Origin of the sequence: Streptomyces argenteolus (assembly GCF_042902585.1) — a bacterium.
Taxonomy (GTDB): Bacteria; Actinomycetota; Actinomycetes; order Streptomycetales; family Streptomycetaceae; genus Streptomyces; species Streptomyces argenteolus.
Genome location: NZ_JBIBEG010000004.1, coordinates 498568 through 510610 on the forward strand (window position 1 = coordinate 498568; position 12043 = coordinate 510610).

Annotated in this window: 11 protein-coding genes; 3 read left to right on the forward strand and 8 right to left on the reverse strand. The window is 71.5% G+C overall.

What is annotated here, in order from left to right:
* Positions 1-39 precede the first annotated feature (39 nt).
* Entirely contained in the window at positions 40-927 is an 888-nt protein-coding gene (locus ACFY8O_RS18145; protein ID WP_387903432.1) for a UbiA family prenyltransferase, read from the forward strand.
* Positions 928-973: 46 nt separating this feature from the next.
* Here the strand turns inward: ACFY8O_RS18145 and ACFY8O_RS18150 are convergent, their stop codons facing one another.
* From ACFY8O_RS18150 to ACFY8O_RS18160, 3 genes are all read right to left on the reverse strand, one after another.
* Complete coding sequence (locus ACFY8O_RS18150; protein WP_387903735.1) at positions 974-1798, reverse strand: carbohydrate ABC transporter permease; 825 nt, start codon at positions 1796-1798, stop codon at positions 974-976.
* Between the two features lie 80 nt (positions 1799-1878).
* The gene (locus tag ACFY8O_RS18155) at positions 1879-2841 is read right to left on the reverse strand and encodes a carbohydrate ABC transporter permease (RefSeq protein ID WP_387903434.1); all 963 of its coding nucleotides are present in this window, start codon (positions 2839-2841) and stop codon (positions 1879-1881) included.
* The gene (locus ACFY8O_RS18160; RefSeq protein WP_387903437.1) at positions 2838-4178 is read right to left on the reverse strand and encodes an extracellular solute-binding protein; all 1341 of its coding nucleotides are present in this window, start codon (positions 4176-4178) and stop codon (positions 2838-2840) included. Before ACFY8O_RS18160 ends, ACFY8O_RS18155 begins: the two co-directional genes overlap by 4 nt.
* A 466-nt stretch (positions 4179-4644) precedes the next feature.
* Between ACFY8O_RS18160 and ACFY8O_RS18165 the strand changes: the two genes are divergently transcribed.
* Complete coding sequence (locus tag ACFY8O_RS18165; RefSeq protein WP_145811433.1) at positions 4645-5559, forward strand: AurF N-oxygenase family protein; 915 nt, start codon at positions 4645-4647, stop codon at positions 5557-5559.
* Between the two features lie 14 nt (positions 5560-5573).
* Positions 5574-7226 (forward strand): FAD-dependent oxidoreductase, encoded by a 1653-nt coding sequence (locus ACFY8O_RS18170; RefSeq protein WP_387903441.1) that lies wholly within the window; start codon positions 5574-5576, stop codon positions 7224-7226.
* A 130-nt stretch (positions 7227-7356) separates the two neighbouring features.
* Here the strand turns inward: ACFY8O_RS18170 and ACFY8O_RS18175 are convergent, their stop codons facing one another.
* Genes ACFY8O_RS18175 through ACFY8O_RS18195 form a run of 5 tightly spaced genes read right to left on the reverse strand, consistent with a single transcriptional unit; the run spans position 7357 to position 12031 of the window.
* The gene (locus tag ACFY8O_RS18175; protein ID WP_387903444.1) at positions 7357-8373 is read right to left on the reverse strand and encodes a Rieske 2Fe-2S domain-containing protein; all 1017 of its coding nucleotides are present in this window, start codon (positions 8371-8373) and stop codon (positions 7357-7359) included.
* A gap of 2 nt (positions 8374-8375) precedes the next feature.
* Entirely contained in the window at positions 8376-8600 is a 225-nt protein-coding gene (locus ACFY8O_RS18180; RefSeq protein WP_145811426.1) for a recombinase-like helix-turn-helix domain-containing protein, read from the reverse strand.
* Positions 8601-8629: 29 nt separating this feature from the next.
* Positions 8630-9565 (reverse strand): PDR/VanB family oxidoreductase, encoded by a 936-nt coding sequence (locus ACFY8O_RS18185; protein WP_387903448.1) that lies wholly within the window; start codon positions 9563-9565, stop codon positions 8630-8632.
* A gap of 39 nt (positions 9566-9604) precedes the next feature.
* Positions 9605-11230: a thiamine pyrophosphate-binding protein gene (locus tag ACFY8O_RS18190; RefSeq protein ID WP_387903451.1), complete on the reverse strand. Its 1626-nt coding sequence runs from the start codon at positions 11228-11230 to the stop codon at positions 9605-9607.
* A gap of 12 nt (positions 11231-11242) precedes the next feature.
* Positions 11243-12031 (reverse strand): SDR family oxidoreductase, encoded by a 789-nt coding sequence (locus ACFY8O_RS18195; protein ID WP_387903454.1) that lies wholly within the window; start codon positions 12029-12031, stop codon positions 11243-11245.
* Positions 12032-12043 lie beyond the last annotated feature (12 nt).

Genomic DNA, 12043 nt, shown 5'->3' on the forward strand with positions numbered 1-12043 from the left:
TGCCGTGTTGGTGCAGCCAGGTGTCCCTACGATCGGCTCGTGGACACCACGGATCGGCTCGCATCCCAGGCCTCCACCGTACGGCTGCCGCATCCGCTGACCGGGCTTCTCCTGTCGTGCCACCCGGGGCCGGTGGCGGCGGTGACGGTGCTGGCCGCCGCACTGGGCGTCAGCTCGGGCCTCACGACCGGGTGTGTTGCGCTGGTCGCGTCGGCCGTACTGGCCGGACAGCTGTCGGTGGGATGGTGCAACGACGCCTTCGACGCCCGCCGCGACGCCGACGCCGCCCGCCCCGGCAAGCCCGTGGCACGGGGCACGGTCGGGGCGGGCACGGTGTGGGGCGCCGCCTTCACCGCCTTGGCCGTGTGCGCCGTGCTGTCCTTGGCGTGCGGCGCCGCCGCGGGGTCGGCACACCTGGCGGGGGTCCTGGCGGCCTGGGCCTACAACCTGCGGCTCAAGGAGACGGTGCTGTCCTGGCTGCCGTACGCGGCCGGATTCGGCAGTCTGCCGTGCCTGGTCGCCCTGAGCCTGCCCGGCCGTCCGTGGCCCGCGTGGTGGGCGGTGGCCGCGGGTGCCCTGCTCGGCGTGGCGGCCCATCTGGGCGACGTACTGCCCGACATCGAGGCCGATCTGCGGGCGGGGATCCGCGGTCTGCCGCAGCGGTGGGGCGAAGCCCGTACCCGGCGACTGCTTCCGCTCCCCCTGGTGGCGGCCACCGCGGTCCTGGTCCTGGGTCCCCCGGCAGGAGGCGGGCCCGGCCCGGTGCCTGTCCTCTGCGCGGCGGCTCTGTGCACCGTGGTGCTGGCGACGGCGTTCGCCGCTCCACGACCGGTCAGGACGTGGCGCAAGGCGGCGCTCGCGGGGACGGTCGCGGTGGCCGCCGCGGACGTGGCTCTGCTCCTGGCGCGGGGCACGTCGATCGCCTGACGGCCCGTGCGGACGACGAACCGTCCATACGGGCCGCCCGGTGACGCTACTGTCCGGCGAGACCGGTGTGCGCGATGCCCCGCACGATCTGCCGCTGGAAGAACGCGAAGACGATCAGGAGCGGCATCCCCGCGATCACGAGCGAGGCCATGATCTGGGCGTACCGCACACCGAACGTCGACTGGACGCTGACGAGGCCCACGGGCAGGGTCATGCCACCCGGGTCGGTGGTCACGAGGAACGGCCACAGGAAGTTGTTCCAGGTGGAGATGAAGGTGAAGATCGCCACCGCGGCGAGCACCGGCCGGGACAGCGGGATGACGATCGTCCAGAACACCCGCCAGCGGCCCGCTCCGTCGACGAAGGCCGCCTCCTCCAGCTCCCGGGGCACCCCCTCGAAGAACTTCACCAGGATGAACACCATCGCGGGTACGGCGACCTGCGGCAGGATCACGCCCCAGTACGTGTCGACGAGGCCGAGCTGGACCATCTCGCGGAACAGGGGCGCGATGAGGACCTGGGGCGGGACCATGATGCCGGCCAGCACCAGACCGTAGATCAGCCGGCGGCCACGGAAGTCGGTGCGGGTGAAGCCGTAGGCGGCCATGGCGCAGGTCACGACGGTCAGCAGCGTCGTCATGACGGAGATGTACGCCGAGTTCATGAGCCAGACCATGAGGTCGCCCGACTCCCAGACCTTGCCGTACGCCTCGAAGGTGACGCGCGAACCGATCCAGGAGAGCGGTGTCTTCGCCGCGTCGCCCTCCGGTTTGAGGGAGGTGGCGACCGCCCAGGCGAGTGGCAGGAGCCAGGCCGCGGTGAGCAGCAGGGCGATGACCAGCAGAACGACTCTGCCGGGGGTCCACCGCATGCGGCGGCCCCCCGCGCCGGCGGACCGGGCGGGCTTCTCGGGCAGGGAGGTACGGGGCGGGACGACGGTGGTGGAACCGCTCACTTCGCGGCCTCCTCAGCTCGGCGCCGGGACAGCAGCGGCTGCACCAGGGAGACGGTCAGGATCAGGGCGAAGAAGATGTAGGAGACGGCGGAGGCGTACCCGATGCGGTAGCCCGTGAAGCCCTGCTGGTAGACGTACTGGAGGATCGGCCGGGTCGACTCGTCGGGTCCGCCGCCGGTCATGATGTAGACCTGGTCGAAGATCTTCAGCGAGGCGAGCACCTGGAGGACGACGACCAGTCCGGTGGTCCGGCGCAGCATCGGCAGGGTGATGTGCAGCAGCCGCTTCCACGCACCCGCCCCGTCGAGTTCCGCGGCCTCGTACAGATGCGCCGGGATGGCCTGGAGGGCGGCGAGGTACAGCAGGAAGTTGAAGCCGACGGTCCACCAGACGGTGGTGGCCACGATGCTGAGCATGGCGTACCGCTCGTCGGTCAGCCAGCCGATCTCCGGTGTCAGCCCGACCGAGGCGAGCAACTGGTCGGCGAGACCGAAGTCGGACGGCAGGATCATGTTCACGAACAGCAGGCAGACCACGCCGGAGGGCAGCAGGAACGGGGCGAACCAGCTGAGCCGCCACAGCCACTGCACGACGCGCAGCTGATGCGCGAGCAGTGCCAGGACGAGGCCGACGACGACGAGGGGGACGGTGGACAGGACCGTGAACCAGACGGTGTTCCACAGCGAGGACCACACCTCGGGGTCGCGGACCGCCTCGGCGTAGTTGTCGAGGCCGACGAACTCCCCTCCACTGCCGGTGATGTTCTCGCTCGTCAGGCTCATGCCCAGGCCGGATATCAGCGGCCAGATCAGGAACAGGGCGTACACCACGAGGAAGGGCGCGATGAACACCAGGCCGTGTTCGGTCCACTTCCGGCGCACGGAGCGGTCCGGGCGTCCGGCCGGGCTCCCGGCGGGCTTCGACGCGGGTGCCGTCGCCGCCGCGGTGGTGGTGGTCATGACGCGGCTCCCGGAAGGGGGTTGCGGGTGTCGAGGAGGGCCCGCAGCCGGGCCTTCGCCTCGGTCAGGGCGTTGCGCGGGCTCCTGGAGCCGGTGAGGACCCCGGAGAACACGGCGCCGAGCTCGATCCACAGCCGGGAGGCGGAGCCGGCGAACCAGGCGGGTTCGTCGAGTGCGACGTCGTCGATGACGGTGCGGTATTCGGACTGCGGCTTGAGCGCGAGGTAGGCCGGGTCGTCGAGTACCGGCAGGTAGGCGGGCACATGGCCGCCCTCGGCCCAGGCCACGGAGTGGTGGAGCATCCAGGCGACGAGGAGGTGTGCCGCCTCGTCGGGGGCGCCGCCCCGGTCCGCCTGGTGCGGCAGGACGAAGGCGTGACAGTCGGCCTGGGTGGCCGCGGTGCCGAACAGCGCGGGGATGCGGGCCATGGAGAACGGGAGCCCGGTGGCCTTGAACGTGCTGATCTCCCATTCACCGTTGAGGTGGAAGGCGGTCTTGCCGCCGTTGAAGACGCCGACGGATCCCGCGTAGTCGACGCGGCGCACCATCAGCCCTTCCTCGACGAGCCGGGCGAGGTACTCCAGGACCCTCAGCGCCTTGGCGTCGTCGAGCGCGAGACGTTTCCCGTCCGGCGAGAGCACCTTGCCGCCGGTCTGGGCGTAGAAACTGGAGAAGAGGCGCCACGGGGTGATGCAGTCGGGGCCGAGCGTCTCGGTGACGAGGCCCGGCTGCCCGGTCGCCTTCTTCGCGGCGCGCAGCGCCTCGGCGAACTCCTCGGCGCCGTTGATCGGCTTGAGCCGGCCTCCCGAGAGGAGTCCGGCCTTCTCGCAGACCTCGGTCTCGTAGTAGAGGACGAACGGGTGGGTGTCGAGCGGCACGGCGTACTGCTTGCCGCCCACCTGGCCCCGGCGCCAGATGTCGGGCGGGAAGTCCTCCTCGCGCACCCCGTGCTCGGCCAGCAGATCGAGGTCGAACGGGTCGAGGAGCCTGCCGGGGGCGAAGCCCGCGAGCCGGGCCAGGTGCAGTGCGGCGAGCTCGGGTGCCCGGCCCCCCGCGCCCGCCATGCCGAGTTTGGTGTAGTACGGGGCGCCCCACTGCAGGGTCGAGGCCTCCAGGGCGATGTCCGGGTGCTCCGCGCGGAAGTCGTCCAGCATGCCCTGCATGTTGACGCCGTCGCCGCCGCCGAAGAGGTGCCAGAACCGCAGCAGGGTCTGTCCGGGACCTGCTGCGGTGGCGGGGGCGGCACAACCGGACAGGGAGCCCAGGGCTCCGGCGGCGGCCAGGGCGCCTGCGCCGCCCGCGAGGGCTCGGCGCCGGCTGAGGAGGGGTGGTTGCATGGCGGCTCGTCTCGACTCGTCTCTGAGGTGCGGGGACGCGGCGAAGGAGGGCAGGATGTTCGATATTTCGGCTCCTGCCCGCTACTTCGGACGGGACCGTAGGCCCGGTGAAACCCGGCGTCAATGACTCGCGCTGAAATTGCGAACAATGTTCGACATCACGAACGAAGAGCCCCTCTACGCGCGTGGAGAGGATCACCGGAAGCCCCGTTCCCGTATCGGAGCGAGGAGATGTCGCGAGGATGCGCGCACATTTCTTACTGGGGGGTAGGCCCGCCGGGCATCCTTGCTATACCTTCCGTCTAACAAGCGGGGCGAGAAGGCGGCACGGCCGGTCGGACACCGGCCCTCTCCGCATGCTGCCTGCACAACAGGGGCGCGTGAAAGCCTCTTTGACACTCCGTCACCGCAACCACGCAATGTGAACGCACCAAGGAACATCGCTGACGAACCGAGGAGCCGCACCATGGCCAGCAGCACCGTTCGACCGGATGCCCAGGACCGGCCGCCCGAGGACGACCTCACCCGTCGCCTCCTCGAATCGGCCGCCACGCTCGCCTACGACCCAGCTACCGAGGTCGACTGGGAGACCCCGCTGGACAAGGACTTCCACGGTGCGAGCCCGGAGTGGAGCACCCTCTACGGCACCGCCTACTGGGCGGAGCTGACCGAGGAGCAGCGCAAGGAACTCACCCGTCAGGAAGCCGCGTCGGTGGCCAGCACCGGCATCTGGTTCGAGATGATCCTGCAGCAGATGGTGCTGCGTGATGTGTACGCGAAGGACCCCACGAGCGCGGACGTCCAGTGGGCACTCACCGAGATCGCCGAGGAGTGCCGTCACTCGATCATGTTCGCCCGCGGCGCGCAGAAACTGGGCGCCCCTCCCTACCGGCCGCACCGGCTCGCGGTGGAGCTGGGCCGCGCCTTCAAGACGCTCGCCTTCGGTGAGGCGGCGTACGCGGCGATCCTCGTCGCGGAGGAGGTCCTGGACGTCATGCAGCGCGACTGGATGCGGGACGAGCGGGTCGTGCCCTTCGTCCGCACCATCAACAACATCCACGTCGTCGAGGAGTCCCGGCACATGAAGTTCGCCCGCGCGGAGACGCGCAGGCATCTCGGCGGCGCGGGCCCGGTACGGCGCAGGATCAACGCGCTCGTCATCGCGATCGCCTCGTACGTGATCGTCACGAGCATGGTGAACAAGGGTGTCTACGCCAACGCGGGGCTCGACGCGGAGCGCGCGATCGCCGAGGCGAAGGCGAACGAGCACCACAAGGCGATGATGCGGTCCAGCTGTTCGGGCCTCATGGACTTCCTGGCCTCCGCCCGCCTGCTGACCAAGCCCGCCCTCATCTTCTACAAGCGCGCCCATCTGATCTGATCTGAGCGGAAGACATGACCTACGCCATCACCCAGACGTGCTGCAGCGACGCCACGTGCGTCACGGTGTGCCCCGTCAACTGCATCCATCCGACGCCGGACGAGCCGGACTTCGGCCGGACGGAGATGCTGTACATCGACCCGGTCTCCTGCATCGACTGCGGTGCCTGCGCCGACGCCTGCCCGGTGGACGCGGTCTTCCCGGTGGACGCGCTGCCGGCGGCGCAGCGGGAGTACGGCCCGCTCAACGCCGCGTACTTCGCGGACAGGGAGGCGGCCCCGGCTCCCGTGGGGCCGAACTTCCACGCGTGGGGCGAGCCGGTCTTCGACCGGAATCTGCCGGCGGACTTCGCACCCCTGCGGGTCGCCGTGGTCGGCACCGGACCGGCGGGGATGTACGCCGCCGAGGACCTGCTGCTGCACACCGGCGCCCAGGTGACACTGATCGACCGGCTGCCCGTCGCCGGGGGGCTCATCCGCTACGGTGTGGCACCCGACCACCTGCCGACGAAGAAGGCGGGTGACACCTTCGCGAGGTTCCACACGCATCCGCGCGTGCGTATGCACCTGGGCCTGGAGGTGGGCCGCGACATCACCCCGCAGGAGCTCGGCGACCACCACGACGCGGTGATCTACGCGGTCGGCGCGCCGGCCGGCCGCAGGCTCGGCATCCCGGGCGAGGACCTGACCGGCAGCATCTGCGCGACCACCTTCGTCTCCTGGTACAACGCCCACCCCGACGTCGCACCGGACGCGGTGGACCTGTCGGCGGAACGCGTCGTCGTGGTCGGCAACGGAAACGTGGCGCTCGACGTGGCCCGCATCCTGGTCTCGGACCCGGCGGCCCTGGCGGCGGGCGACATCGCCGGACACGCGCTGGACGCCCTGCGCACGAGCGCGGTGCGTGAGGTGGTGCTGCTGGGACGCCGAGGGCCCGCGGACGCGGCGTACACCCGGTCCGAACTGCTCGCGCTGAAGCATCTGCCCGGCGTGGAACTCGTCGTCGACGGCCATGATCCGCGGACCGGCGCGGTGATCGACGCCGCGGCACCGGGTGACCGGGCAGCCCTGCTCCAGGACGTCCCCCGCGAGGAGGTGGACTGGCGGACGCCGCCCTCCGAGGGGCGCCGCATCGTGTTCCGCTTCCACTCCGCACCGGTGGAGGTGCTCGGTGACGGTGGCGTGCGAGCTGTCCGGGTGACCGGCGGGGCCGAGGGCGCCGAGCACGTGGAGATGTGCGCGGGGCTGTTGCTGCGCGCCGTCGGCCAGCGCGGTGTGCCGGTCGCAGGCCTGCCGTTCGACGAGGCGACGGGAACCGTCCCGCACGAGGACGGACGCGTGGCGGGCCGCCCCGGCACGTATGTCGTCGGCTGGATCAAGCGCGGGCCCTCCGGGGGCATAGGGGCCAACCGGACCTGTGCCGCCGAGACCGTCACCGCGCTCCTGGAGGACGCCGTGGCCGGAGCGCTGCCCACGCCCGTACAGGGGGCTAAGGCGTTCCAGCGGCTGGTGCGGCGCCGTAACCGGCGGATCGTGGACGCGCGGGGTCTGGCCCGGATAGAGCGGGCCGAACTGGCCCTGGGGGAGCGCGCGGGACGGCCTCGGGTCAAGCTCGCCACGGTCCCCGAGCTGGTCGCTGCGGCGAAGGGCCTCCGCGTCGCGCGCTGAGCCCGAGGTGAGGCCCCCAGGGCCTGGGCAGTCGTCACGGACGGCTCCGGTGGGTCATGACGATCCGGCCGGAGCCGTCCGGCGTCTCGGGGCCCCTCCCCCGGTGGCCTCGCGGACGGGGGGCCGCCGCTCAGGCCTTCGCCGTGGACTGGGCCTCGGCCTCGGCGCGGTAGAGCCTGCGCAACCGCACCACACCGAGGTCGTGCTGGTACAGGTTCTCCTGCTGGTCGGCGTCGGCGGGCATGGCCTCCAGCATGACCCGGTCCTGCTCCAGGACGTCCCAGTGACGCTGCTCGATGAGGGTCCGGTACAGGAAGCGCCAGGACGCGCGCTGCCAGTCCGAGACCCGGCGGTAGCGCCAGAAGAAGACACCGCTGCGGCGTTCGTCGACCGGGCAGACCATGCCGACGATGCCGAACGCACCGCCGGGACCGGCCGACGGCGGGTAGGGGATGGAGAGGTCGACCCAGTCCACGCCGGTGCGGCAGAGCTCCACCCAGTCGAAGTTGACGCCACGCTGGTCGGTCTTCTCGAAGAAGTAGCCCCGGTGGGTCTCCCGGATGCGGAACTTGGCGGTCGTGTCGCCGTCGAACATCGTGTGGGAGTCATGGTGCAGGAACGCCCCGTGCATCGGGTCGAGCAGATTCTCCACGGCGTAGCGCCACGGCGCGTTCCACTCCGCGTAGCAGAGGAAGGCGTCCACCTCGGGGTCGGTCAGCGGTTCGGGCAGCGTCAGCTCGACGGGGTCGGGATGCTCCTCGTCCCCGAAGTAGGCGAGGATCGCACCCCCGGCCTCGCGCACGGGCAGGGAGGTGACCAGCCGCTTGCCCTCCAGACTGCAGCCGGGCAGTCCGGGGACGGAGGAGACCGTTCCGTCGGACTCGACCTCCACGCCGTGGTACCAGCAGGCCACCCGGTCGCCGAGGTGTTTGCCGAGGGACAGCGGGGCGCCGCGGTGCGGGCAGCGGTCGGCAAGCATGGACAGCACGCCGTCGGAACGCCGGAACAGCAGCCACTGCTCGCCGAGCGCTGTCACCTTGCGCATCGCGCCCGGGGCGACGAAGTGTGAGGGGACGACGGGGTGCCACTGGTTGCGCAGGCCGGTCGCGTAGATGTGTTCCGCGGAGGCGGAGGTCGACAGCGTCATGGTCAGGCTCCCAGTCGGTTCATCTCGGCGCGGAAGGACTCCTCGGTCCAGGGCGCGCCGTCGGCGGCGTGGACCTGGCGGGCGTTGAGTCCGCGCACCACGTCGGTGAGCTCGTGGCCCTCGTGGGTGAAGACCTCCTCGAGGGTCGCGGCGAGCTTGTACTCGTACGGTGTCGGCTCGTGCGTGCGGGACTGGTGGATGTCCAGGTACGGCCAGGTGTCGTTCACGGTCTCTCCTGAAGGTGCGGGGAAAGGTGTCACAGGTCGAGGACGAGCCGGCCGGAGGCGCACCGCGAGACGCAGATCATCATGGTGGTGCCCGTGGCCCGTTCGGCCTCGCTCAGCAGGAAGTCGCGGTGATCGGGCGTGCCGTCGAGCACCCGGGTCTCGCAGGAACCGCAGATGCCGTCGCGGCAGGAGTTGTTCACGGAGATGCCCGCGCCCTCGGCGGCCTCCAGCACGGAGGTGCCGGCCCCGACGGTGAGCGTCACCCCGGAGGTGCGGCACTCGACCTCGAAGGCCTCGTCGTCGCCGGTGTGCTCCACCACCGGCGCGGCGAACCGCTCCAGGCGCAGCCGGTCCCCGGGACAGCGCTGTTCTACGGCGGCGAGGAGCGGCTCGGGTCCGCAGGAGTAGACGAGGGTGCCCTCGGGAAGCCCCGCGAGTACGGCGTCGAGGTCGATGTGGCCGTGTTCGTCCTGCGGGACGAGCGTGAGGTCACCGCCGAGCGCGTCGAGTTCACCGGTGAACGCCATGGAGGCCCGGCTCCTGCCGCCGTAGACCATCCGCCACTCGGCGCCCCGGCGCGCCGCCTCCCTGGCCATCGCCAGCAGCGGGGTGATCCCGATTCCGCCGGCCACGAACACGTAGCGCTCGGCGTCCTCCAGCGCGAAGTGGTTGCGCGGCTCGGAGACGGTGATCTGCTGACCGGGGCGCAGCTGTGTGTGCACGAAGCGTGAACCGCCGCGCGAGGACGGTTCGTTGAGTACGCCGATGCGGTACACGTCGGCGGCGTGGGGATCGCCGCACAGGCTGTACTGGCGGACCTGGCCGCCGGCGTGGACGTCGACGTGCGCGCCGGGGGTCCATGCGGGCAGCGGTTTGCCGTCGGGGTGGGTGAGCTCGAGGGACAGGACGCCCTCGGCCTCCCAGGTCATGCGACGGACGGTCAGCCGCAGCGAATCCTCGCTCATGGTCTGGTGCCTCCTTACCGGCAGTTCAAGGCGGCCGGGCTACTGGCCCGGGATCCGCACGGGCGGGGTGAACGGGTTCTTCATCGGGCCGAGCGCGTCCAGGTCGACCTCGACGAGCGTGGGACCGTCCGAGGCGACGGCTGCGCCGATCACCGCCTCCGCCTCCTCCGCGGCGCCGATGCGGGCGTAGGGCAGGCCGCAGGCCTGGGCGAGCAGGGCGAAGTCGGGGGTGGTCAGGTCGACGCCCGAGCGCCGGTCGCCGTGGTGGTCCTGCATGTTGCGCAGGACTCCGTAGCCGCCGTCGTTGAAGACGATCAGGGTCAGGCGGGGCCGTTCCTGGGCGAGGGTGAGGAGCTCGCCCAGGTGGACGGCGAGCCCCCCGTCGCCGGCGATCACGACGGTGGGCGCGCCGGGCCGCGCGAGCGCCGCGCCGATGCCCATGCCGAGCCCCTGTCCGATGCCGCCGCCGCGCGGGAAGACGTTGTCCCTGGGGTCGTACATCTCCAGGAGGCGGTTGCCCCAGCTGCTGGAGGGGATGGTGACGTCGCGCGCGACGACCGCCTCGCGGGGCAGGGTGGCGCGGATGGCGTCGCAGATCGCGGCCTGGGGACCGATGTTCTCGTGCAGGATCGCGCGCACCTCGGTGCGTACGGCGCCGACGCGGTCCGTCCAGCCGGGTTCGGCGGGCCGGGCGTGGCCCAGCAGACCGGTCAGGGTGACCGCCGCGTCACCGTGCAGGGGGTGCGTGGCGGGGTGGACACGGCCCAGCGCGGCGGCGTCGACGTCGATCTGGATGTGGGCCGCGGGGAGCCCGAGCGTGTAGTCGGCCGTCTCGTTGGACCGGAAGTGCGTGCCGATGGTGAGCAGGACGTCGGCGTCGGCGAGGAGGGCGCGCACGGCGGGTGTGGTGGCGAAGTTGCCGATGACCTGTCCGTGGTCCTCGGGCACGCTGCCGCGACCGGAGTTCGAGGTGATCAGACCGGCTCCCGTCGCCTCCAGCAGGGCGGCCAGCTCGTCGCGTGCGGTGTTCGCGCCGCCTCCCGCCCACACGAGCGGGCGTCGGGCGGAGGCCAGGAGCGCGCCTGCTGCGGCGAGTTCGGCCTCGGCGGGTGCGAGGGGGGCGGCCGTTCCTGGCTCGGCGGGCTCGTCCGTCTGCGCCGCGTACTGGAGGTCGATCGGCCATTCCACGCTGGCCGGTCCACCGGGTGCGGCGAGGGCCGAGCGGGCCGCCTCGCGCAGGACGCGTCCGGCCTGTTCGGTGTCCGGGACGGTCCTCGCGTGGGCGGAGACGGCCGTGAGCATGCCGAGCTGGTCCTTGGTCTCGTGGATGAACCCCCGTCCGCTGCCGAGGAACTCGCTCTCCACCTGGCCGGTGATGTGCAGCACGGAGCTGCCGGCGCTGAGCGCCTCGATCAGCGAACCGGCGGCGTTGCCGGCTCCGGTGCCGGTGGAGGTCAGGGCGCAGCCGAGGCTGCCCCGGGCGCGGCCGTAGGCGTCGGCGGCGTTCACGGCGGACGCCTCGTGCCGCACGGGGACGAACCGCAGCTCCCGGTCGACTGCCTCGACGAGCGGCAGGTTGTGGACGCTGACGATGCCGAAGACGGTGTCGATGCCGAGTTCGCGCAGGACGGTGACGAGGAGATCGCCTCCGTTGTCGTGACGCATGGTGGTGTCTCCTCAGAGGATGGAGCGGCCGACGCCGCCGCAGACGTCGATGCTGGTGCCGGTGATGTAGGAGGCGCGGGGCGAGAGCAGGGCGACGACCGCGTACGCGACCTCTTCGGCCCTGCCGAGGCGGCGCAGCGCGATGCCCCGGTCCTCGGCGAGTTCCGCCTGCCATTCCTCGTAGGTGAGGCCGGAGTCCGCCGCGGCGTGGCGGCGGGTCCACTGCCCGGTGTCCACGAGGCCGAGGCAGACGGAGTTGACCCGGATGCCGTCCCCGGCGAGCTCCACGGACAGGGACTTGGAGAGGTTGAGGATGCCGGCGCGGGCGGCGCTCGTCGTGATCAGCCGGGTCTCGGGCTGCTTGGCGAGGACCGCGTTGATGTTGACCACGCTCGCCGCGCCGCACGCGGCGAGATGGGGCCGTGCCGCCTGGAGGGGATGGAGGACCCCGGCGAACTTCAGCTCCAGCTCGTCGCGCCAGTCCTCGGCGGTGGAGTCGTCGAGGCCCTTCATGCGGGACTGACCGGCGTTGTTCACGAGCCCGTCGATGCCGCCGAACGCGTCGGCGGTGCGTGCGACGAAGTCGCGTACGGCGTCGGGGTCGCGTACGTCGCAGACGCCGGTGAGCAGGCGGTCACTTCCCGTGCCGAGGCCGGCGGCGGCCTCGGCGAGCCGGTCGGCGTCGCGTCCGCAGGTGGCGACGCGGGCGCCTTCGTCGAGCAGGGCGCGGACCGTGGCCAGGCCGACGCCCGAGCTGCCGCCGGTGACCACGATGGTGCGGTCGGCGAGGCCCAGATCCATAACTCGTATCTC